The organism is Pigmentiphaga sp. GD03639, assembly GCF_029845405.1.
Taxonomy (GTDB): Bacteria; Pseudomonadota; Gammaproteobacteria; order Burkholderiales; family Burkholderiaceae_B; genus Pigmentiphaga; species Pigmentiphaga daeguensis.
Genome location: NZ_JAOCLR010000007.1, coordinates 96987 through 118755, shown reverse-complemented (window position 1 = coordinate 118755; position 21769 = coordinate 96987). Strand labels below are relative to the sequence as shown.

Below are 21769 nucleotides of genomic sequence, written 5' to 3'. Positions count from 1 at the left end.
TCATGTATCGCCTTGATCGCAGGTCCCGGCGTGGGTGTGTCGCCGTCTGGGCCTGTCTTGCCATCTCAGGACCGGCGCTGGCCGGCGCGCAGCAGGAAACGGACTATCCCACGCGGACCATCCGCCTGATATCGGGGTTCGCGCCCGGCGGCGCGACCGATGTGGTGGCGCGAGTGATCGCGCAGAACCTGACCGAGGCATTCGGCCAGACCGTGGTGGTGGAGAACCGACCCGGGGCGTCCGGCAATATCGGCGCGGACTCCGTCGCACGTTCCGCGCCCGACGGCTACACGCTTTATCTGGCCAATGCCACGATCGCCATGCCGTCGATGTTCCCCCGCTTGCCGTTCAACGCAGGCCGTGATTTCGCTCCGGTATCCCTGGTCGGCTACGGGCCGTCAGTGCTGGTGGTCAATCCCAAGTTCCCGGTACGGTCCGTGTCGCAGTTGATCGAGTACCTGTCGCACCGGCCCGGCAAGGTCGACTACGCGTCGGGCGGGGTGGGAAACATCACTCACATGTCGATGGAACTGTTCGAGTCGATGGCCGGCGTCCAGATGGTACACGTGCCATACAAGGGCGGTGCGCCGTCCACCAATGCCGTCATGTCGGGCGAGGTGCCGGTCGCCTTCAGTTCCATTACCGCCGTGCTCAGCCACATCCGCCAGGGTTCCCTGGTGCCGCTGGCGATATCGTCGAGCGAGCGCAGTCCGGCGCTGCCCGACGTGCCCACCCTGGCGGAAGCCGGCGTGCCGGGCTACGAGGCGACGTCGTGGTACGGGATCCTCGTGCCCGCCGCCACCCCGGCGCCGGTGGTGGAAAAGCTCTCCCATGCCATCCGCAAGAGCCTGCAGCGGAAGGACTTCCAGGAAAAGCTGCTGGCCCAGGGCGTCCAGCCCGCCGCCGGCGGGGCGGACGAATTCAGGTCCTACATGGCGACCGAATTGCACAAGTGGGCGGACATCATCGCCAAGGCCAAGATCACCGCCGAATAGGCGTGGGGCGCGCGGACGCGGGATGCCGAGTCCGGCGGGACAGTGCTTACACCAGACCGGGGAATCCATTCATGAGTCTTGAATCAACGATCCACGATGTGCTGATCGTCGGCGGCGGCAACGCCGCGTTGTGCGCGGCGCTGTCGGCCGCCGAACAGGGGGCGGGCGTCGTATTGCTCGAACGGGCTCCTTTCGAGGAACGCGGCGGCAACAGTGCCTATACCGACGGCAAGGTCCGGTTCGCGTATGCCGGGCAGGAAGACATCGTGGCGTTGTCCGCGGACCTGACTGAAGAGGAAATCGCGACGACCGATTTCGGCCAGTACACCGAGAGCGATTTCTTCGACGACATGGCCCGCATCACGCAGCACCGCACGGATCCGGATCTGTGCGAGATCCTCGTGCGGAACAGCAACGCGACCATGCACTGGATGAAGGGAAACGGCGTGAAATTCATGCCGAACTACGGACGCCAGGCCTACAAGGAGGACGGCCGCTTCACGTTCTGGGGTGGCGCGCCGCTGGCCACCTATGGCGGCGGTCCGGGGCTGGTCGAGGCCCTGTACGCCGCCGTCGAGAAAAAGGGCGTGCGGATCGTCTACGAAGCATGGGTGAAAGACCTGCTCCATGATGTGAACGGCGTCTCGGGGGTAGTCGCGCGCATCGGCGGCAAGGAGCTGAAGATCCGCGCCCGCGCCACGGTCCTGGCCTGCGGCGGTTTCGAGGCCAATGCCGAATGGCGCACGCGCTACCTGGGCAAGGGCTGGGACCTGGCCAAGGTGCGCGGCACCAAGTACAACACCGGCGATGGCCTGGCCATGGCGCTGCGCATCGGCGCGCAGCCCTACGGCCACTGGTCGGGCTGCCACGCGGTGGGCTGGGAGCGCTACGCGACGGATTTCGGCGACCTGAACGTCACGCCGCATTTCCAGCGCCACAGCTATACCTTCAGCATCATGGTGAATGGGCTGGGCAAGCGCTTCCTGGACGAAGGCGCCGACATCCGCAACTTCACCTACGCCAAGTATGGGCACCTGATTCTCGAGCAGCCGGGGCAGTTCGCCTGGCAGATCTACGACGACCAGGTCCAGCATCTCCTCTTGGACGAATACCGGACCCGCCATGTGACCAAGGTGAAGGCGGATACGCTGGAAGAGCTGGTGCACAAGCTCGACGACGTGGATCCCGGGCAGTGCCTGCGCACCATCCGCGAATTCAACGCGGCGGTCAATCGTGACGTGCCGTTCAATCCCAACATCAAGGATGGCAAGGGGACCGTGGGCCTGGACGTTCCCAAGTCCAACTGGGCGCTGCCGATCGAGAAGCCGCCGTTCCAGGCCTTCGCCATCACCTGCGGCGTGACCTTCACGTTCGGCGGCCTGAAGATCAACACCGACGGGCAGGTGGTCGATACCGGCCACGATCCCATTCCAGGCCTGTACGCCGCGGGCGAAATGGTCGGCGGCATCTTCTACTTCAACTATCCAGGCGCCAGCGGGTTGACCAGCGGTGCCGTCTTCGGCCGACTGGCCGGCAAGAGCGCCGGGCAGTTCGCCATGTCCCAACGGGAGCTGCAATGCTGAACACACCGAGCCCGGGCGCGCGCCTGAAGGCGTTGATACATGCCCCCCAGATTCTGGTCATGCATGCCGTCTACGACGGTTTCACGGTGAAGCTGGTCGAGAAGTTCGGCTACCAGGCGGGATTCGTGTCGGGCGCGGCGCTGAGCGAGGCCAACCTGGGCAAGCCCGACGTGGGCCTGATGGGCATGGAAGAGAACCTGACCGCTTGCCGGCGGCTGGCCAGCGCCTGCAACCTGGCATTGCTGGCGGACGGCGACACGGGCTACGGCAACGCCGTCAACGTCTACCACATGATCCAGAAATTCGAGCAGGCCGGCGTGGGCGGCATCATGATCGAGGACCAGTCCTGGCCCAAGCGCTGCGGCCACATGCAGGGCAAGAGCGTGGTGTCCGCCGAGGAAATGGTCGAGAAGGTCCATGCCGCGGTCGAGGCCCGGCGCGATCCTGACTTCGTGATCAAGGCGCGCACCGACGCATTCGGCACGCACGGCCTGGACGAGGCGATCCGGCGCCTGAACCTGTACGCGGAGGCGGGCGCCGACCTCCTGCTGGCGGATGCGCTGGCCACCGAGGACGACATCCGCGCCGTCGTGCGCAATGTGTCCAAGCCCCTGTGCGTGAACATGGGCTTCGCCATCCGCAAGCGGTCGACGACCGCGCTGATTTCCGCCCGCAGGCTGCAGGACATGGGCGTGGCGGCGGTCATGTTCGGGCGGATGCTCAGCGCGTCGGCCATCATGGGCCTTACCAACTCGCTTGCCGCCCTGGGCGCGCAGCTGGACGACGAGGAGGTGACCGAGCGACCCGATCTGCTGGTGTCGTTCGAGGAGCTCAATGCGTTGATGGGCCTGAAGGAGATCAACCAGCTCGAGCAGCAGTTCGTGCGCAAATAGGGAGCACCAGGTTGGGACAGACCATCGCGGAAAAAATCCTGGAAACCCACCGCATCGGTGGCGACCAGCAGGTGGAACCGGGCAGCGTGGTCAGGGCGAAGGTGGATTTCGTCCTGCTCAACGATGCCAATGGGCCGGTGGCCTTTCGCCATTTCGCCAACATGGGCGGCGGCAAGGTCGCGGTGCCGGAGAAGATCGGGCTGGTGTGCGACCATTTCGCGCCCGCGCCGAGCGCCGCCGGTGCCCGGATGCTGGGGGACATGCGCCGATTCGCGCGCGACAAGGGCATAGAGCTGTTCTTCGACGTGGGAAAAGGGGGCATCGAACACACGCTCATTCCCGAGCAGGGATACATCGGGCCCGGCAACCTGGTGGCCGGGGGCGATTCTCACACCGGCACGGCCGGCGCATTCAACGCCTTCGGGACCGGCATGAGCTGGGCCGGCATGGCCGCCATCATGATGCTGGACGAGACCTGGTTCAGGGTGCCGGAATCGATGCGCTTCCACCTGCACGGCGCCAAGGCCCCTTACGTCACCGGCAAGGACGTCATCCTGCAGATCCTGCAGGACATCGGCGTCGATGGCGCGCTGTACCGGTCCATGGAGTTCGGCGGCCCGGGCATCGCGGAATTCAACATCGATGAACGCATGGGCATCTGCAACATGGTGGTGGAGGCGGGCGCAAAGACGGGCATCGTCGAGGCGGACGACATCACGCGCACCTGGGCGGAGCAGACCTGCAAGCGGGCGTGGAGCCTGGTCAACGCCGACCCGGACGCGCAGTACGCGTCCAGGCACGAACTGGACCTGTCGCGCATGCGGCCCATGGTCGCCAAGCCCTATTCGCCCGAGAACGTGGTGTCCGTGGACCAGTTGTCGGGCATCCACGTCGACCAGGTCTACATGGGCAACTGCGCCAATGGCACGCTCAGCGACCTGCGGCAGATCGCGAGCGTCCTCAAGGGACGCAAGGTGGCGCGCGGGACCCGGGCGATGATCGTGCCCGCCACGCAGAAAATCTACATGCAGGCCATGGCGGAAGGGTTGATCGAGCAGTTCATCGAAGCGGGCGCCGCGGTCAGCACGCCGACGTGCGGCGCCTGTTTCGGCGGGCATAACGGCGCCCTCGACGACGGCGAAGTGGCCTTCGCCACCATCAACCGGAATTTCAAGGGACGCGGCGGCCATGCCGGCGCCCAGGTCTACCTGGGGAATTCCTATGTCGCCGCGGCGACCGCCGTGGCCGGCGAGATCATCGACCCGGCCCGCCTTTGAAGGAGAGGTTCCATGATGTTCTCGGGCAAGGTACACAAGCTGGGAGACAGCATCGACACCGACGTGATGGTGCCGGGACGCTATCTGTCGCTGCTGGATCCGGCTGAGATCGCCAAGCACATTTTCGAGGAGGTCGATCCCGGCTTCGCGGGGCGGGTGCGGCCGGGCGACGTGATCGTGGCGGGCCGCAATTTCGGGGCCGGCTCGGGGCGGGAGCAGGCGCCTTTCGGGCTCAAGGCGCTGGGCATCGGTTGCATCGTCGCGGCAAGCTTCTCCCGTACCTTCTATCGGATGTCCATCGACCTGGGCCTGCCCATCCTGATCAGCCCCGAGGTGGCGTCCGCCGCGCGGGACGGCCAGGCGATCGAGGTCGATACCCGCAGCGGCATCGTGCGCCTGGACGGCGTGGACCACCGGGTGGAACCGTTGCCTTCCTTCATCCAGGAAATCATCGACCTGGGGGGCGTGACGGGCTGGGTCAAGAGGGAAGTGGCGCGGCGCCAGGCGGCGGGGGCGGCGTGAGAGCGCCGGGCGGGATGCCGCGCCTGTCGCTGGCCGTCCTGCTGGCCGTGTCGGGGCTTGCGCCGGCGGCAGCGGCGGCCGAGGCATTTCCGTCGCAGCCCGTACGCATCGTCGTGGTCTATCCGCCGGGCGGCGGCATCGACCTGGTGGCCCGGCACCTGGCCCGCCGGCTGGGCGAGGAATGGGGTGTGCCCGTCGTGGTCGAGAACCGGCCCGGCGCGGGCACGACGCTGGGAACGCGGGCCGTCGCCCGGGCCGCGCCGGATGGCTACACGCTGCTGATGACCGACGTGAGCCTGGCCATCGCGCCTAGCCTTTATCGGTCGCTGCCCTACGATACCCGGCGCGACCTGGTGCCCGTCAGTCTGATCAATCTGGTGGCCGACGTCCTGGTGGTCAATCCGGAAGTGCCGGCCACGTCCGTCCGCGAACTGATCGACCTGGCGCGGCGGCAGCCGCGCGGACTGATCTACGCCTCGGCGGGAAACGGCACGCTCAACCACCTGGCGCCCGAGCTGCTCAAGTCCATGGCCGGCGTAGACATGGTCCATGTTCCGTACAAGGGGGCGCTGGCAGCGCTCAACGATGTCGTCGCCGGGCGGGGGCAGGTCTATATCGGCGCGCTGGCGTCGGCCGTCCCCCAGGTCAAGGCGGGCAAGCTGCGGGCGTTGGCGGTGACCGGCGCGCGCCGGTCCGCCGTCCTGCCGGACCTGCCCACCATGGCCGAGGCCGGCGTGCCTGGCTACGACGTCAACGCGTGGTACGGCCTGCTGGCGCCAGGCGGAACGCCGGCAGGCGTGGTCGATCGCATCCAGCGCGACGTCGCCCGGATCGGCCGCGAGCCGGCATTCGAACGCATGCTGGCGGCCGATGGCAACGAGCCGGTGCTGGGAACGCCGGCCGAGTTCGCCACGTTCCTCGACCGGGAAATCGGGAAATGGCGCCGGGCCGTGCTGGATGCCGGCGCGGTGGTGGACTGACGCAACGGCACCCATTCCAGGAGATTCATCCGTGAGGCAATATCGCCTGCCCGCCGTGTTCATGCGCGGCGGCACCAGCAAGGGCCTGATGCTGCACCGGCGTGACCTGCCTCCGGACCGGCGGGCATGGGCGCCGCTCTTCCTTGCGGCAATGGGATCGCCGGATCCTTTCGGCCGCCAGCTCGACGGCATGGGGGGCGGGCTTTCCTCCTTGTCCAAGGTCTGCGTCATCGGGCCATCCTCGCGGTCCGACGCCGATGTGGACTATACGTTCGCACAGGTTCAGATCAAGAGCGCCCACGTGGATTTCCGGCCCAATTGCGGCAACATGTCTTCGGCGGTGGGGCCGTTCGCCGTGGATGAAGGCCTGGTCCGCGTGCAAGGCGACGAGGCGGTGGTGCGCATCCACAATACGAATACCGGCAAGATCATCGTGGCGCGCTTCGGCATGGACGAAGGGTTGGCGGCGGTGGAAGGCGGCCTCGCGATCCCCGGGGTAGCGGGGACGGGGGCGCCGCTGCATCTGGACTTCCTGGATCCCGCCGGAGCGACGACAGGCCGGCTGTTGCCGACCGGCAACGTGGCCGACATGCTGGAGATCCCGGGCTTCGGCCCTGTTCGTGCATCCATGGTGGATGCCAGCAATGCCTGCGTGTTCGTCCGGGCGGCCGACCTCGGCCTGCTGGGCGACGAGGCGCCCGCGGCCATCGAGGCGGACGCGCGGCTGATGGCCCGCCTGCAGGCCATACGCGTCGCGGCGTCGATACGCATGGGGGTCGCGGTCGACGAAGCCGCCGCGACCGCCAGTACGGCCGTACCCTTCGTGGCCTTCGTCGCGCCTTGCGCCGACGGTTCGGCCGCCGATTTCCAGGCCCGTGTCCTGTCCAACGGACAAGCGCACCGCGCGCTGCCCTTGGGCGTTTCCGTCTGCCTGGCCACGGCCGCCCGGCTGGAGGGCAGCGTGGTTCATGGTGTTTGCGGCGCCGTCCATGGGCGGGATCTCAGGATCGCCATGCCGTCGGGTGTCCTGCCGGTGACGGCGGTGGTGCATCGTGATGCCGATGGGGCCTGGAACGTGGAGCGGGGCGGATTCTACCGGACGCAGCGTCGCCTGTTCGAGGGAACGCTGCTGCTCCGGCATCCGCCGCCGGCCTGAGGCCGTCGCGTCAACCGCCTTCCTGCACGTAGCGATAAATGGCGGTGTGATCGCTGCGCGCCGGCAGGCCGGCCTCGGCATCGCGCCAGATGTCCACGCAGCAGGACGCGAAAGCCGTGGGCGTACGCATCTGCGCCATGAAGCCCAGCGCCGTTTCCAGGTCCTTGCGCATCAGCGCCAGGGCGAAGCCCGAGGCGTAGGTACCCGAAAGGATGAATTGCTCCACCTTTTGCTCGGTCGCGCTGTTCTTGCCGCTGGAGGCATTGAACACCTGGTTGGCGACGTGCGGATCGATGCCGAAACGCTGGGCCGCCGCCATGGCTTCGGCCACGGCCAGCAGGCCCGAGGCGGAAATGTAGTTGTTCAGCGCCTTGATGGCATGGCCGGACCCCGCGCCGCCCACGTGGACCAACGTGGTGCCGAGCGCCTCCAGCACGGGGCGGGCGCGGGCCACGGCGCTGTCCGGGCCGCCGATCATGATGGCGAGCTTGCCTTCCCTTGCCCGCTTGACACCGCCCGAGACGGGAGCGTCGACGAAGGCCAGGCCGGCCTGTTCGAGACGCTCGGCGTTGACGTGTGTGCGCGTGGGGTTGGACGAGCTCATGTCGATCACCAGTGTGCCGGCGGACAGGGAGGCCGCCAGCCCCTGGTTCCACAGCACGTCGTCGACGATGTCGCTGTCGGGCAGCATCAGGATGACGACCCGAGCGGCGGCCATCGCCGCCAGGTCCGGTGCCGCGCGATAGCCTTCCTGGCCCGCCAGTGCCTGGGCCTGGACGGGCAGGGCGTCGAGTCCCAGCACGGGATGGCCGGCGGCGAGCAGGTTGCCCGCCATGGGCAATCCCATCTGGCCCAGGCCGATGATGCCGACGAGGGGCTTCTTCATACTCCCATCTCCTTGAAGACCTCGCGCGCGCTGCGCACGCTCTCGAGCCCCGCGGGCACGCCACAGTAGATGGCGGCCTGGATGAACACTTCGCCGATTTCTTCCTTGGTGACGCCGTTGTTCAGCGCGCCGCGTACGTGGACCTTGAGTTCGTGCTGCCTGTTCAGCGCGGTCAGCATGGCCAGGTTCAGCATGCTGCGGGTGCGCCGGTCCAGGCCGGCGCGCGACCAGGCCTCTCCCCAGCAATACTCGGTGACCAGTTCCTGCATGGGGCGCGCGAAGGCATCGGCCTGCTTCAGCGAATTGTCCACATAGGCGTCGCCCAGGACTTCGCGGCGGATCTTCAGTCCTGCCTGGTAGCGTTCTTCATTCATGATTTCTCCTTGGTTGTGGCCTCGGCACGAGGCGGTTCTACTGGACGGTGGCTTGCAGGAGGGTGTGGCGTCGCAGCGCCTCCTCGTCGATGGCGACGCCCAGTCCCGGGCCCGTGGGCACGTCTACGTGGCCGTCCCGGACGACGAAGTCGGTTTCCGGAACCAGCGGGTCCGGTGCGGTGGTGTTCAGCCCGAACAGGAACTCCCCGGCGCCGAACATGCGGCTTCGCGGCGTGCTGGCATAGAAGTGCGCGGCCGCGGCCGCCTCCAACTGTGACTGCACCGCCAGTCCGCCGCAATTGAGCTGGATGTTGGCGGCCTGGGCGACGGCGCCGATCCGCCGGGCGGCGGTCAGTCCTCCGACCTTGTACAGCTTGATGCAGAAGGCATCGACCGCATGGGCATGGGCGAGTTCGTGGGCGTCCTGGAGCGTGAACAGGCTTTCGTCGGCCATCAGCGGGATGCCGCGCGCGGCCTGCCGGATGGCGGCCAGGCCGTGCAGGTCGCGGCGGGCCACGGGCTGCTCGATGTAGCCCAGGTCCAGTTCGCGCAGCGCATCGACGGCACGCAGGGCGTCGGCCACGCTCCAGCCGGTGTTCGGGTCGACGCCGATGACGATGTCGTCGCCCACCGCGCGCCGTACACGTTCGAAGTTGGCGACATCCTGGCGCCATCCCCGTCTGTCGGCCGCTTTCAGGCACAGGACGCCGATGCCGAATTCCGAGACGGCGCGCTGCGATTCTTCCACCATGACGGCGGGGTCGTCGGCCAGGCTGACCGACCATTCGAGCGGAATGCGCGGCTGGCAGGCTCCTCCCATCAGCCGATGCGCGGGCGTGTCCAGGGCCTTGCCCATGGCGTCGTACAGCGCGATGTCCAGCACCGCCCGCGCCGCCGGATTGCCGGCCAGCCGCAGGTCGAACATCTCGTTGATGCCTTCGATATCGAAGATGCTGCGCCCGATCAGCGCGGGGCCGTAGATTTCGGTGATGGCGGCCACCGTGCCCTGGGTGGTGTCGGCGACGAAATGGCCCGGGCTGATGGGGCGAATCTGCGCGCAGCCGGTCACGCCGTCGGCGTGGATGCGGACCAGCACCGGCTTGCCCAGGATGCGGTCCCGAGGCCCCGTGTCGTACGACCCGCTGGAGAAGATGCGCTTGACCCTGACGGGCAGTTCGGTCACGTGGACCTCGATGCGTTCGATCATGTTGTCTCCTGTAGCTCCCGGCGCGCCGGCCCGGGGGAGGGCGATGCGGCGCGAACCGTCAGGCCTTGACGGCGAACGGGTCGCGCGCCTCGGTCGAGAAATCGACCATGACGTTCTTGCTCACCGTGAACTCCAACAGCCCTTGCTCGCCGCGCTCGCGTCCGTATCCGCTTTCCTTGACGCCACCGAACGGCGCCTGCGGCGTGACCATGCGATAGGTGTTGACCCAGACGACGCCGCTGCGCAGTTCGCGCGTCATGCGCATGGCGCGCGAGATGTCGCGGGTCCAGACCGCCGCCGCCAGGCCGAAGGCGGTGCCGTTGGCCAATTCCGTGGCATGGGCTTCGTCATCGAAGGGGATGACGGCAAGCACCGGTCCGAAGATCTCCTCCTGGGCCAGCCGCATGGCGTTGTCCACGTCGGCGAAGATGGTCGGCTGGACGAAGAAGCCGCGCGCCAGGTCCTGCCTGTCTGCCTTGCCGCCGCCGGTCACCAGGCGGGCTCCCTCGCGCCTGCCCTCGTCGATGCTGGCCAGGATGCGCCGGAATTGCGGTTCGTTGGCGGCCGTACCCATTTCCGTGGCGGGATCGCAGGGATTGCCCATGACGATGCGTTCCGCGCGGCGGGACAGCTCGTCGACCACCCGGTCGTGCACGGCGCGTTGCACCAGCAATCGCGAGCCGGCGATGCAGGTCTGGCCCGCCGCGGCGAAGATGCCGGCCAGGGCACCGACCGTGGCTTTCTCCAGGTCCGCGTCGTCGAAGATGATGTTGGGCGACTTGCCGCCCAGCTCCAGCGTCACGGGAACGAGATTGCGCCCGGCGGCCGCGGCGATCTCGCGACCCGCGCGGCCGCTGCCGGTGAAGCTGATCTTGTCCAGCCCCGGGCCCGAGACCAAGGAGCGCCCGATCCCGGCGTCCCCGGTGACCACGTTGACCACGCCGGGGGGAAATCCCGCTTCCTCGACCAGTTCGCAGAACGCCAGGGTCGTGACGGACGCGTGCTCCGAGGGCTTGATCACCACGCAGTTGCCGGCCGCGAGGGCGGCCGGCAACTTGTTCCCCAGCAATGCGATAGGGGAGTTCCACGCGGTGATAATGCCGACCACCCCATAGGGTTCGCGCACCACGTAGTCGAACACGTCGCGCTGGTCCAGCGGAATCACCGCGCCCCAGATCTTGTCGGCGTAGCCGGCGTAGAAACGGAAGATGCGCGCCACGTAATGCATCTGGGCGCGCGTTTCGCGTATGGCCTTGCCGTTGTCCGAGCTTTCCATGACGGACATCCGTTCGGCGTGTCGGTCGAGCAGGTCTCCCAGCCGGTGCAGCAGGCGCCCGCGTTCGGTGCCGGACACCTTGCGCCAGGTCGTCTCGTATGCACGGCGGGCGGCGGCAACCGCTTCGGCGACGTCCTCCGGCGTACCTTCGGCGACCTGGGCCCAGACTTCCTGGTTGTAGGGATTGATCGCGGGGAACATCGCGCCGCGCGCGCCGTCCCGCCATTGACCATCGATATACAGCCGGTACTCCTGGACCATGTTCGGTGTCTCCTCGGCCGGGCGCGTGTCGTCCCCCCAGGGAAACTTACTCTTGGGCGGCATGACTGAAAAATAATATTTGGGCATTCCAGTATCAGGTCAGGGAATGCTGAATCCGCTCGTCGGCGCGCATCGTCAGGATGCGAATGCGGAATGGAAGGATTCAAAAATATTATTTTCTGTAATGCTGCCGCTCCTGTACCTTGGGCCGCCAACAAGGTTCGCATCGACTCACCTGAGCGCCTGGCCGAAGAAAGGAGCGAGATGTTTGCTGAATCATTGCCGCGGGATGCGCAGTTCGACTACATCGTGTGCGGCGCGGGCAGCGCCGGCTGCATCGTGGCGGAACGCCTGTCCGCGGACCCGAGCAATCAGGTGCTGTTGCTGGAGGCCGGAGGCCGTGACAACGACATCAACATCAAGGTGCCCTTGATGGTGGTGAACCTGATCAACAATCCCGAGGTGACCTGGCCTTACATGACCGAGCCGCAGGTGCACCTGAACGGCAAGCCGCAGCGCTGGACGCGGGGCCGCGTCATCGGCGGCTCGGGCGCCATCAACGGCAACCTTTTCGCACGGGGCGATCCCGCGGAATACGATCACTGGCGCGACCTGGGGTGCACGGGTTGGGGGTATGCCGACCTGCTGCCGGTATTCATGCGCATGGAGGATTTCCCCGAGGGCGATCCGGCGGTCCGCGGCAGGGGCGGACCCATCCACTGTACCCGCCTGGACAAGTTCGATCCCTTGTCCGATGCCTTCATCCAGGCCTGCCGGCAGGCCGGCTATCGCGAGCTGGCGGATTACAACGACGGTAGCTACGAGGGCGTGTTCTATCTCCAGTACACCACCCGCCGGGGGCTGCGCAACAATTCGGCGGCCGGCTATCTGCGGCCCGCCCGCCGGCGGCCCAACCTGACCGTGTTGACGCGCGCCATGGTGGCACGCGTGCTGTTCGAGGGCACGCGCGCAATCGGCGTGGAATACCTCGCGGCAGGGGAGCGCCGCCGTGCCACGGCGCGGCGGGAAGTCGTGCTGAGCGCGGGACCCCTTGCCTCGCCGCAACTGCTCGAGCTGTCGGGCATCGGCAACCAGGACATTCTGCGCAAGCACGGCGTGCGGCCCATCCATCATCTGCCCGGCGTGGGCGAAAACCTGCGGGATCATCCGAACACCCGGCTGACGTTCGAGTGCGCCCAGCCCATCACTGTCAACGATGTCCTGCGCAGCCCGCTGCGCAAGCTGCGCGAGGGGCTGCGGTTCATCCTCCGGCGCGAAGGGCTGCTGAGCATCTGCTCGGCCACGGCGCAGATGAACTACCGCAGCCGGCCCGACCTGAAGCAGGCCGATCTCGTCCTGCGCCTGCAACCGTTGTCCGGGGGCGACCGCTATGCCCGGACCCCGACCACGGGCATGGACATGTTCCCCGGTTTCACGTTCGGGGTGACCACGCTCCAGCCCAAATCCGTCGGTGCGCTGCACATCCAGTCGCCGGATCCCACGCGGCAGGCGAGCATGGATCCGCGCTACCTGTCGCACGAGGACGATGCGCAGCTGTTCCTGCGCGGCATGCGGATCTCGCGCGGCATCGCCGGCATGGAGGCGCTCAAGCCCCTGGTGGTGCGCGAAACCCGTCCGGGACCGGGCGTGGTCGACGACCGCGACATGCTGGCCTATGTCCGGGAGACCTTGCAGACCTCCTGGCACATGGTGGGGACCTGCAAGATGGGAGTGGACCCCATGTCCGTGGTCGATCCCAGGTTGCGCGTCCATGGGGTGCAGGGCCTGAGGGTGATCGATTCGTCCATCTGCCCGACCCTGCCTTCATCGGGGACCAATGTGCCGACGATGGCCATTGCCGAAAAGGGTGCCGAGATGCTGCTGGAGGATGGAAACCGGCACCGTACATGAATAACCATGAGCCGGAACGGCCACGCCGGGCCGGCAGGAGACCGATCATGTTGAACCTCAAGGCTTGCGCGTTCGCGTTGTCGTTGGCGTTACCGTGGGCGCCCGCCGGCGCCTGGGCGCAGGCCGCCTATCCGGCCAAGCCGGTGAAGGTGGTGGTGGGTTTCACCGCCGGCGGCCCGACCGACGTGGTGGCCCGCGTGATCGCACAGCACCTGGGCGAGCGCATGGGGCAGCCTTTCATCGTGGAGAACCGGGCCGGGGCAGCGGGTTCGATCGGCGCGGCAGCCGTCGCGCGCGCCGCGCCGGACGGCTACACCCTTTATCTGGCGGTCCAGACCACGCACGCCGTCGCACCCGCCCTTTATCCGGATGTGGGTTACGACCCCATCAAGGATTTCCGCGGCGTGGTGCGCATCGTCCACAATCCCCTGATGATGGTGGTCGACCCGGCGTTGCCGGTGCGCACGGTGGCCGACCTGGTGGACTACGCGAAAGCCCGTCCCGGCAAGCTCAACTACGCGACGGGCGGCCTGGGATCTTCGCCGCACATGTCCGTGGAGCTGTTCAAGAAGGTGTCCGGCGTCGAGCTGACGCCAGTCCATTACAAAGGGGATTCGGCCGCCATCGTCGACCTGCTGGGCGGCCAGGTGCAGATGATGATGTCCAGCATCTCCGGCCTGCTTCCCAACGTGCAGAACGGCAAGCTGCGGCCCATCGCGGTAACGGGCAGGACGCGGTCCCCGACCATGCCCGACCTGCCTACCATCGCCGAGTCGGGCTATCCCGATTTCGAGGTCATCACCTGGTTCGGCCTGGTCGCGCCGGCCAGGACCCCGGATGCCGTCGTCGCGCGCCTGAACCGGGAAGTGCTGCAGGTGCTCAAGCAGCCGGAGGTCAGGGAGAAACTGACCGGCATGGGATTCGAGGTGGTGCCGAATTCGGCGGAAGCGTTCTCGCGCTTCATGGCCGAGGAGAACGTCAAGTGGGGCTCGCTGGTGCGCGAACTGGGGCTGAAGGGACAGTGATGGATGTCCTGCCCGCATCGCCGGACCTGGATGAAAACATCCGGCAGTAAGTAGTTCACACGCTACCCGGGCACAGAGCTGCCCGGCACGATGCATGCCTGGGCGCGGTCTGGCCGCGCCGCTTTGCCAAGGGGCCTCTATGCATCCGTGTCTCATCACCATCGCCGCCGCATGGCTCGCCTGCGGAACCGCCGCGGCGCAAGCCCTGCCTGCGCCGCACGCCGGCAGGGATGGCGCTTTCGATTTTTCCTATCGCATCGTGGGCGACAAGCGCGTGGCGCCCGTGCAGGTCTTCGACGACGGGCGGCAGACCTATCTGCAATTTCGCGTCGGGCAGGTGTTGCCTGCCGTCTTCAGCGTCGGCGCGCAAGGGGAAAGGCTGGCGCCGGTCGCATGGCAGGGCGGCTACGCGGTGGTGGCCGGCACGGCGGGCGAGTACCTGTTGCGGATAGGCGAAGTCGTGGCGCGTGCCCAGTACCACGGGGGCCGCGGCCGCGCCGGCACGAGTGGTTCCGGCGGAGCGGGCGGCTACCCATCCGACCCGGACGATTCGTCTTTCGCCGCACCAGGCTATCCCGGGCCAGTCCAGGGGCAGACGGTCGCCATCGGCAGCGGGCGTCCCGCAGCGGACCCCGCGCCCGTCCGTCGGGGAACGTACGACGCCACGCCGGCGGACCGGACCATGCGCCAGGCCCTGCGGCGGTGGGCCATGGCCGCGGGCTGGACCTTCGACCCCGAACACTGGACGGTCGACGTCGACATACCGCTTGCCGGGTCGGCCAGCCTGGGCAGCGACTTCAAGACGGCCGTGCGCGAACTGCTGGCCTCCACCGAACTGTCCACCCATCCCCTGCAGCCGTGTTTCTACTCGAACCGCGTGCTGCGCGTCGTCCCCCATGCGGAATCGTGCGACCGTACCAGCACGCCGACGGGACGCCAGGGGTAGGCCATGGTCCATGCATGCAGTGTGTCGCCGCGGTTCCTCCGCGGCACGGCGGCCATGGTTCTTTTCGTGTCGGGCTGCGGGCAGTTCGAGGCCATGCGCCACATCGACGCCGACGCGGCGCGTGCGTCCGACAACATCGCCACCGCCCGCATTCCGTTCCAGCAGTCCGTGGCGGGCGGGCCCGGGCGCGCACGTGCCCAGGAAGTCGCCCGGCCCTGGCTGGCGGGCAAGCCCCAGCCATTGTCGCGCGAGGTCACGCTGCCCGAGGCGCTCCGGGCGTCGGTCGAGACGGCATTGATGTTTCCCGGAGGCCGGGTCGACCTGCCCACGCTGGGCGAACAGATTGCGCTTGCCACCGGCATACAGGTGCGTATCCAGCCGGACGCGCTCCTGCCGCAGGAAGCCTTTCTTCCGCGCCTGACCCTGGCGCAGGCGGCCGGCGCGGGGACGCCGTCCGCCGTCCAGGTCAGCCTGCCGACGGGGCTGCATCCGCTGCCCCGCCTGCTGGACCTGGCGGCCAACCGCCTGGGCGTGCACTGGAAGTACCAGGCCGGCGCCATCGTCTTCTTCCGCACGGATACCCGGGTATTCAACGTACGCGCGCTTACCTTGAAGGCCTCCGCGGCCGCCAGCCTGGGACGGGCGGGCGGCGGAAACGCAGGCGCTTTCGAAAGCACATCGTCCACGCGCATCGAATCGACGGGCAGCGACGCCCTGGGGGCGGTCAAGGCCAAGCTCGAACCCTTCCTCACGCGTGCCGGCACGCTGGTCGCCAATGGCGACGCCTCGGGGCTCATCGTCGTCACCGACACCCCCGAGGCGCTGGACCGTGTCGCGGCTTTCCTGGAACGCGAGAACAAGGCCCTGACCCGGCGCGTGCGCCTGATGTTCGAGGAGATCGAGCTGGTGGCCAGGAATCAGACCGAGCAAGGCATAGACTGGAACCTGGTCTATCGCCGTACACGGGATGCCGCCCAGGCCGGCTCCCCGGCATCGCTGGTGTCGGACGTCGCGGGGTCGGGCCTGGGCCTGTCCATCGCCGGCGGCCGTTGGGAGGGCTCGGCGGTGGTACTGAAGGCACTGAGCGAGATCGCCACCATCACCCGCCATACCACGGTGCCGTTGCAGACCCTGAACCGGCGCCCGGTCACGCATGCGGTCCGCACCACCTTCACTTATATCGACCAGGTGCAGGTCACTACCGTCGCGTCGTCGGCGGGCACGTCCACCGCGCCGTCGGTCACGCAGAAGGAGGAAACCGTCGGGTCCTTCCTGACCGTGATTCCCGATGCGCAGGACGACGGCCAGATCCTCCTCACGATCGCCTACGACAACACGGTCGCCCAGCCTCTCAAGACGCTGACTTTCGGCGCCAGCGGCAACCAGGTCCAGTTGCAGCAGAAAACCGTGGATGGCATGGGGACCGTGCAGCAGGTCGAGCTGAGGCCCGGCCAGCCGGTGCTGGTGTCGGGTTTCGAGCGCTCGCAGGACCAGTACGACAAGCGCCGGCTGGACGAGGGGGCGCCGATGCTGCTGGGCGGCTCGGGCAAGACCGCGCGCGAGCGTCGCAATACGGTCGTGCTCATCACCGCGCAGGTCGAGGAAGGCTTCTGACTCGCCATGAACGATTACGTCCTGCTTCGATTCGACGGCGACGAGCGCGTGCTGGTCCTGGGCATGCGCTGGCACACCATCCTGGGCAGCCGGCTGGACCAGCGGGCGCGCCAGAAGGCTCGGGAGGCCAGGGCTTCGCACTATGCCCATGCGCCCGGTTCGGAGGCCGTCGGCGTGGTCCGTCTGAGCCGTGCCGATCGTGGCCTGGCGGCCAGTCTCCACAGCGGGGCGCTGGCCTTCGCCGCCGACCACAGGCAAGGGGTGGTCGCGCTGCGGGCGGCGCTGCCCGACGGGCGCATATGGGTGGTCGCCTCGCAGGGTGGCAAGGTACTCACGCATTCGGACCGCGTCCATGACACCGCCGCCGATGCCCAGGAGGCCCTGGACGCCCTGGCCGCGCATCACGGCGACGAACTCGTCGTCCTGGACGCCGACTCGGAAAATTCCGGCGACGTCTCGCTGCCGGCGCTGCTGGGCGAATCGCCGGATCCATACCGGCTCCAGCCATGCGGTTGGAGCATGCCGACGCTGCCGCGGCCGCTGGTCGTCGCGACCCTGGGGTGTGCCGCCGCATTTCTGCTGCGGGCCGGCTGGGACTGGTATCGCCACCTGGGCGGCACCCAGGCGCCCGCGCCGGCAAGCATCGATCCCGACGCGGCATGGGCCCGCGTGTTCGAGACCTTTCGACAGCGGGTACGCCTGCACGCCCAGGAGGACGGGCTGGCCGTCCTGGATGCGCTGGCCGAGCTGCCCGCCGAATTGGGAGGCTGGAAGCTGTCGTCCGCCCAGTGCACGCGAGATGCCGGGCCGGGCTGGACGTGCCGCGCCGGGTATGGCAGGGGGCATCGCCTGGCCACCAACGCCAGCTTTCTCGCGGCCCGCCCGCCAGGCTGGAAAGAGACATGGCAGCCCATGGATGCCGTCGTGGCGCACTTTTCCATCGCCGGCGGCGGCCAGGCGCTCGAGCCATCGCGGCTCAGGAGCCAGGAGGAGCATGACGACCAGACCGTCACGGCCCTGCAGCAGGTCATGCCGCTATTGTCGGGCATCACGCTGGGAGACGCGGCGCCCGCGCGGCTGGAACCTCCACGCGACGAATACGGGGCCGTCATCCCCGCGCCGCCTTCGATGCCGGCCATATTCGAGCGGCCGCTGGCGCTGGAAGGACCGTTGCGGTCCCTGTTCCTGATGCCGGAGCTGCTGGCCGGCCAGGTCGAATGGCGGTCGGCCTCGCTCACCGTCGCTCCCGACGCCGAGCTTTCCTTGAATCGGAGCCGGCTCATGGCCGGCATTTCTGGAGTCCTCTATGCGCGTGATTGAGTGGGGCGGGCGGCCCGCCATGACCATGATCGCCGCCCTGTTCCTGATCCATCCCCGGGTGGAAGCGGCTGAAAGCGAACTGGACAAGGTGCGCGAGATGCTACGCATCGATACCGCCCGCGCCCTGGCCGCGGAGCGAGCCCGCCAGGCGCCTGCCCCGAGGTCGGCCGCGGCGCCGGCCCGCCATGGCGACAAAATCGTCCTGACTTCCCTGTATGGCTTGAGCGGGGGCTTGAACGCGGTCGTGCTGGTCAATGGCGAATCGCGGCTGTATCGCCAGGGCAGCGAGCTGCCTCGCGGTACGATCCATCCGGGCCGGGAATATCGGTTGCAGCGTATCGACGACGGCTGCGTCTATCTGAAAAAAGGCGCGGAAGAACGTTCGGCCTGCATCCCGCCCGCCGTGCCCATGCCGGCCGCGGCGGCGGGAGCCGGTTCGGTCGGCATGGCGCCGGTGCCGGCGCCGGCGCCGGCAATGCTGCCCATGCTCGTTCCCGCACTCGGAGCGCGGCCATGAGCCCGCTCATCTGGGGCCGGCCGGGCGTGTCGGCGCTGCTGGCCGGCAGCCGCCTGAGGGCGTCGGGCGCTACCGCCGCGGCGTCCGCGGACAAAGAAAAGGATCCGTCCGCATGCAAGGGCATCGCGTTCCCGGAGCTCGTCATGCGGCTGGACGGCCGCGACCAGCTCGCCCGGATGACGCCAGCCTTCCGGCGGGTGCTGCGTTCCGGCTTCGACGTCGGCAACCTGCTGGACAAGCTCTGTCCCGTCGAACTCGAGGACGGCCGGGTGGCCCTGTTCACCGTCGATGATTATGCGCGCAGCGAGCAGATCGAGGAGTTCGAGCGCATGGTGCAGGCGCGCGGCCGAACGCTGGCCAGTCCCGCCCGCGTCGTGGTGCCGGCGACGCTGTTGCTGTCGATCGTGCGTGGCCAGATCACGGGGGATACCCTGCGGTCGCGCCGCCGGGTACTGCTCGATCCCGTCAAGAGCTCCATGGCTTCGGCTTTCCACGACATCGTCGCCTGGGGCGCGCGCCACGGTGCGAGCGACATCCATGTCAACCTGCGATCCGCGCATCCGGAATCCGAGATCCGATACACCCTGGGCGGCCGCTACGTGATGCCCGAACGCTTCCGTGGCATGCAGACCAGTACGCTGCGCGAGGTGCTGGCCGTCGCCTACATGGATATACAAGGCGGCAACGGCGCGGTCTTCGACCCGATGATCGAGCAGCAGGGCAGCATCCTGCACGATGTGGAAGGGGTGTCGTTCATGTTGCGCTGGGCGTCGCTCGCCACCGATGCCGGGGCGTCGGTCACCATGCGCCTGCTGCGCATGGACATGCGTGAACAGCCCCCGGATTTCGCCCGGCTGGGGTATCTGCCTTCCCAGGTACGAGTGGTCGAACGCGCCTTGGTGGCCGAAGGGGGAGCCATCGTGCTGGCAGGGGTGGTGGGATCCGGCAAATCGACCACCATCGCCTCGATGATGTCCCGCATCCCGTCCACCCGCAAGGTCATCACGCTCGAGGACCCGGTCGAATATCTCATTCCCAACGCGCTGCAGAACAGCGTCAGCCGGTCGCTCGACGGTTCGGTTTCCAACGAGTTCGACGCCAAGCTCAAGACCATCAAGCGATCGGCCATGAACGACCTGCTCATCGGCGAGATACGCGATCGCTCCACCGGCAGGGCGTTCATGGACCTCGCCAGCTCGGGCAGCAACCTGTACACCACGACGCATGCGGGCGGCGCGGCCCTGATCCCGGACCGCCTGGCCTCGGACTTCATCGGCGTTTCCCGAAGGCTGCTGGCGACGCCCGGGATACTGAAGCTCCTGGTCTATCAGACGCTGCTGCCGGCGTTGTGCCCCGCCTGCGCCTTGCCGTTGTCCAGCCTGTTCGACCGGGCCGGCGGGGGCGGCATGGCCAGCCACGAGCCCGATCACTGGCGACGCTATGCCGATCGGCTCCATGCCTTGTACGCCATCGACGTCAACGCGCTGAAGGTTCGCAATCCCGATGGATGCCCCGCCTGCCGGCAGAGCACCCTGCCGGAACTGCATGGCTACGCCGGGCGCACCGTCGCCGCCGAAATGATCGATCCCACCGTCGACGACGGGTTCCTGCGGCTGGTGCGCGACGCGGACACGCTGGCGTTGCGCGACTACTTCCGGTTCCAGCGGCGCAGCGCGTTCGATCATGCCGACATGACGGGCAAGACGGCGATGGAGTGCGCGATCTACAAGGCGTCGCAAGGGCTGGTCGATCCCCGCGACATCGAACCGAGATTCGTCAGTTTCGAGACCGTCGAACTGCGGAGGACCCGCGCGCCACAGGTGCCGCCTGGGCGCAGGCGGCCCCGCAGGTTGGCCTCCGGCCGGGTGCAGGCGCCGCTCGGGCGCCGCCGGGATGCCGAACGGGGAGGCCGTCCGGCATGAACACGCTTCGCGAACGCGCGCGCATCGCGTGGTGCGCGGCGCAGTTCCGGCCCGGCCGCGCCGATTACTACGACTATCTGGCCGATGTCATGGACGCCTGCAATGGCCGCAAGACATTGCGCGATATCTTCCTGGACGACGCCCGGCGCTATGGAGATCATCCGCGGGGCGTGTTGTCCGCGTACTGGGCGGCGCGCTACCAGCATGCGGGCGGCGATCTCCACGAGACCCTGCGTTCGACGCTGCCGGACGACGACCTGGTCCTGCTTCGCATGGCCCAGCGAGGCGGCGCGGGTGCGCTCGAACAGACCTTGCGCGACGTGGCGGCGGTGACGCGATTGGCCGACGAGGCACGGCGCACGTTGTCCGCCACGCTGTCGACGGCCCTTGCTGCCGTGCTGGTCTCGTTCGGCATGATCGTCGCCGTGCCCATGTTCACCGTGCCGCGCCTGAAGCGGGCGTTCGGTGCCGTTCCCGACGAGTTCCTGGGCAGCCTGACCCGACGTCTCTATGCCTTCGCCGAACTCGTCCAGGCGCACCTGTTCGTGTCCGCCCTGGCCGTGGGCCTGGCCGTCTACTTCGTGGCCTGGTCCATGCCCAACCTTACCGGCCGTGTCCGCCGTGTGCTGGACCGGTATTTTGTCTGGCGCCTGTATCGGGACCTGCAGGGCATACGCTTCCTGGCGTCGCTGGCGACCATGGTGAAGCGGCGCGGCAACGTCAGTACCGCGCTGCGCGAAGCTCTCGAACTGCAGATGGAGGGCGCCAATCCGTGGCGGCGCTGGCACCTGGAAAGAATGATCGCGAATATCGACGACGGCCGCGTGGGCAGCGCCACCTTCGACACCGGCATCGTCGAGCCCGAGACCTTGTGGTTCCTGGCCGACCTGATCTCGGCCCGCGGCATGGACAGCGCCTTGCAGCAGACGCGCGTGCGCCTGGAGGGGCGGTCGCTGGGACAGGTTGCCAGGAAAGCGGCCGCCGCCCGCTGGGTGCTGCTGCTGGCCGCCGTAGGCGTCGCGTTGTCCCTGGTCTTCTGGCATGTCGGCGTCGTCAACGAAATGCGTTCCGCCTTGACCAACTATTACTCCAGCCGATGAGGTA

General features: G+C 67.9%; 19 protein-coding genes. 15 read left to right on the top strand and 4 right to left on the bottom strand.

Annotation, left to right across the window (positions count from 1 at the left end; all coding sequences use genetic code 11):
• Window positions 1-2: 2 nt before the first annotated feature.
• The 7 genes from N5K27_RS09910 to N5K27_RS09880 all read left to right on the top strand — a co-directional run bounded on the left by N5K27_RS09910 (window position 3) and on the right by N5K27_RS09880 (window position 7406).
• The gene (locus N5K27_RS09910; protein ID WP_279816093.1) at window positions 3-995 is read left to right on the top strand and encodes a tripartite tricarboxylate transporter substrate binding protein; all 993 of its coding nucleotides are present in this window, start codon (window positions 3-5) and stop codon (window positions 993-995) included.
• Between the two features lie 71 nt (window positions 996-1066).
• On the top strand, window positions 1067-2578 hold the full coding sequence (gene tcuA / locus N5K27_RS09905; protein ID WP_279816091.1) for an FAD-dependent tricarballylate dehydrogenase TcuA: 1512 nt from the start codon (window positions 1067-1069) through the stop codon (window positions 2576-2578).
• On the top strand, window positions 2572-3471 hold the full coding sequence (locus N5K27_RS09900) for an isocitrate lyase/PEP mutase family protein (RefSeq protein ID WP_279816088.1): 900 nt from the start codon (window positions 2572-2574) through the stop codon (window positions 3469-3471). Before tcuA ends, N5K27_RS09900 begins: the two co-directional genes overlap by 7 nt.
• Window positions 3472-3482: 11 nt before the next feature.
• Window positions 3483-4748 carry a 3-isopropylmalate dehydratase large subunit gene (locus N5K27_RS09895; RefSeq protein WP_279816086.1) on the top strand — a complete coding sequence of 422 codons (1266 nt, stop codon included), beginning with the start codon at window positions 3483-3485 and terminating at the stop codon, window positions 4746-4748.
• A 12-nt stretch (window positions 4749-4760) separates the two neighbouring features.
• On the top strand, window positions 4761-5270 hold the full coding sequence (gene leuD / locus N5K27_RS09890; RefSeq protein WP_279816084.1) for a 3-isopropylmalate dehydratase small subunit: 510 nt from the start codon (window positions 4761-4763) through the stop codon (window positions 5268-5270).
• Window positions 5267-6250, top strand: coding sequence for a tripartite tricarboxylate transporter substrate binding protein (locus N5K27_RS09885; RefSeq protein WP_279816082.1), 984 nt, complete (start codon window positions 5267-5269; stop codon window positions 6248-6250). Before leuD ends, N5K27_RS09885 begins: the two co-directional genes overlap by 4 nt.
• Window positions 6251-6281: 31 nt before the next feature.
• Complete coding sequence (locus N5K27_RS09880) at window positions 6282-7406, top strand: PrpF domain-containing protein (RefSeq protein ID WP_279816080.1); 1125 nt, start codon at window positions 6282-6284, stop codon at window positions 7404-7406.
• Window positions 7407-7416: 10 nt separating this feature from the next.
• Here N5K27_RS09880 and N5K27_RS09875 read toward each other — a convergent pair whose 3' ends face one another.
• From N5K27_RS09875 to N5K27_RS09860, 4 genes are read right to left on the bottom strand one after another with little or no spacing between them, the layout of a single operon-like run.
• Window positions 7417-8292, bottom strand: a complete 876-nt coding sequence (locus N5K27_RS09875; protein WP_279816077.1) for an NAD(P)-dependent oxidoreductase — start codon at window positions 8290-8292, stop codon at window positions 7417-7419.
• A complete protein-coding gene (gene pcaC, locus N5K27_RS09870; protein WP_279816075.1) occupies window positions 8289-8666 on the bottom strand; it encodes a 4-carboxymuconolactone decarboxylase in 378 nt (125 codons plus the stop codon). Before pcaC ends, N5K27_RS09875 begins: the two co-directional genes overlap by 4 nt.
• 37 nt (window positions 8667-8703) lie before the next feature.
• Entirely contained in the window at window positions 8704-9873 is a 1170-nt protein-coding gene (locus tag N5K27_RS09865) for an enolase C-terminal domain-like protein (RefSeq protein WP_279816072.1), read from the bottom strand.
• Window positions 9874-9931: 58 nt separating this feature from the next.
• On the bottom strand, window positions 9932-11410 hold the full coding sequence (locus N5K27_RS09860; protein ID WP_279816069.1) for an aldehyde dehydrogenase: 1479 nt from the start codon (window positions 11408-11410) through the stop codon (window positions 9932-9934).
• Window positions 11411-11674: 264 nt separating this feature from the next.
• Between N5K27_RS09860 and N5K27_RS09855 the strand changes: the two genes are divergently transcribed.
• The 8 genes from N5K27_RS09855 (at window position 11675) to N5K27_RS09820 (ending at window position 21765) form a co-directional block, all read left to right on the top strand.
• Complete coding sequence (locus tag N5K27_RS09855; RefSeq protein WP_279816067.1) at window positions 11675-13321, top strand: GMC family oxidoreductase N-terminal domain-containing protein; 1647 nt, start codon at window positions 11675-11677, stop codon at window positions 13319-13321.
• 47 nt (window positions 13322-13368) lie between these two features.
• Complete coding sequence (locus N5K27_RS09850) at window positions 13369-14346, top strand: tripartite tricarboxylate transporter substrate binding protein (protein ID WP_279816064.1); 978 nt, start codon at window positions 13369-13371, stop codon at window positions 14344-14346.
• A 139-nt stretch (window positions 14347-14485) separates the two neighbouring features.
• Entirely contained in the window at window positions 14486-15292 is an 807-nt protein-coding gene (locus tag N5K27_RS09845; RefSeq protein ID WP_165963056.1) for a TcpQ domain-containing protein, read from the top strand.
• Window positions 15293-15346: 54 nt separating this feature from the next.
• Window positions 15347-16906: a hypothetical protein gene (locus N5K27_RS09840; protein WP_132979227.1), complete on the top strand. Its 1560-nt coding sequence runs from the start codon at window positions 15347-15349 to the stop codon at window positions 16904-16906.
• Between the two features lie 6 nt (window positions 16907-16912).
• The gene (pilO2, locus tag N5K27_RS09835) at window positions 16913-18226 is read left to right on the top strand and encodes a type 4b pilus protein PilO2 (protein ID WP_279816060.1); all 1314 of its coding nucleotides are present in this window, start codon (window positions 16913-16915) and stop codon (window positions 18224-18226) included.
• Window positions 18213-18743, top strand: coding sequence for a hypothetical protein (locus tag N5K27_RS09830; RefSeq protein WP_279816058.1), 531 nt, complete (start codon window positions 18213-18215; stop codon window positions 18741-18743). The genes pilO2 and N5K27_RS09830 overlap by 14 nt, the downstream gene beginning before the upstream one ends.
• Window positions 18740-20665 carry an ATPase, T2SS/T4P/T4SS family gene (locus N5K27_RS09825; RefSeq protein WP_087839927.1) on the top strand — a complete coding sequence of 642 codons (1926 nt, stop codon included), beginning with the start codon at window positions 18740-18742 and terminating at the stop codon, window positions 20663-20665. The genes N5K27_RS09830 and N5K27_RS09825 overlap by 4 nt, the downstream gene beginning before the upstream one ends.
• Window positions 20662-21765 carry a general secretion pathway protein gene (locus tag N5K27_RS09820; protein ID WP_279816057.1) on the top strand — a complete coding sequence of 368 codons (1104 nt, stop codon included), beginning with the start codon at window positions 20662-20664 and terminating at the stop codon, window positions 21763-21765. The genes N5K27_RS09825 and N5K27_RS09820 overlap by 4 nt, the downstream gene beginning before the upstream one ends.
• Window positions 21766-21769: the final 4 nt, after the last annotated feature.

Excerpts from the sequence above, each read along its gene's own strand:
- N5K27_RS09860 (WP_279816069.1), bottom strand. The coding sequence starts at position 11,410 with ATGGTCCAGGAGTACCGGCTGTATATCGATGGTCAATGGCGGGACGGC.
- N5K27_RS09840 (WP_132979227.1), top strand. The coding sequence starts at position 15,347 with ATGGTTCTTTTCGTGTCGGGCTGCGGGCAGTTCGAGGCCATGCGCCAC.
- N5K27_RS09825 (WP_087839927.1), top strand. The coding sequence starts at position 18,740 with ATGAGCCCGCTCATCTGGGGCCGGCCGGGCGTGTCGGCGCTGCTGGCC.
- tcuA (WP_279816091.1), top strand. The coding sequence starts at position 1,067 with ATGAGTCTTGAATCAACGATCCACGATGTGCTGATCGTCGGCGGCGGC.
- N5K27_RS09910 (WP_279816093.1), top strand. The coding sequence starts at position 3 with ATGTATCGCCTTGATCGCAGGTCCCGGCGTGGGTGTGTCGCCGTCTGG.
- N5K27_RS09845 (WP_165963056.1), top strand. The coding sequence starts at position 14,486 with ATGCATCCGTGTCTCATCACCATCGCCGCCGCATGGCTCGCCTGCGGA.
- pcaC (WP_279816075.1), bottom strand. The coding sequence starts at position 8,666 with ATGAATGAAGAACGCTACCAGGCAGGACTGAAGATCCGCCGCGAAGTC.
- leuD (WP_279816084.1), top strand. The coding sequence starts at position 4,761 with ATGATGTTCTCGGGCAAGGTACACAAGCTGGGAGACAGCATCGACACC.
- N5K27_RS09875 (WP_279816077.1), bottom strand. The coding sequence starts at position 8,292 with ATGAAGAAGCCCCTCGTCGGCATCATCGGCCTGGGCCAGATGGGATTG.
- N5K27_RS09830 (WP_279816058.1), top strand. The coding sequence starts at position 18,213 with ATGCGCGTGATTGAGTGGGGCGGGCGGCCCGCCATGACCATGATCGCC.
- N5K27_RS09865 (WP_279816072.1), bottom strand. The coding sequence starts at position 9,873 with ATGATCGAACGCATCGAGGTCCACGTGACCGAACTGCCCGTCAGGGTC.
- N5K27_RS09900 (WP_279816088.1), top strand. The coding sequence starts at position 2,572 with ATGCTGAACACACCGAGCCCGGGCGCGCGCCTGAAGGCGTTGATACAT.
- N5K27_RS09850 (WP_279816064.1), top strand. The coding sequence starts at position 13,369 with ATGTTGAACCTCAAGGCTTGCGCGTTCGCGTTGTCGTTGGCGTTACCG.
- pilO2 (WP_279816060.1), top strand. The coding sequence starts at position 16,913 with ATGAACGATTACGTCCTGCTTCGATTCGACGGCGACGAGCGCGTGCTG.
- N5K27_RS09855 (WP_279816067.1), top strand. The coding sequence starts at position 11,675 with ATGTTTGCTGAATCATTGCCGCGGGATGCGCAGTTCGACTACATCGTG.
- N5K27_RS09820 (WP_279816057.1), top strand. The coding sequence starts at position 20,662 with ATGAACACGCTTCGCGAACGCGCGCGCATCGCGTGGTGCGCGGCGCAG.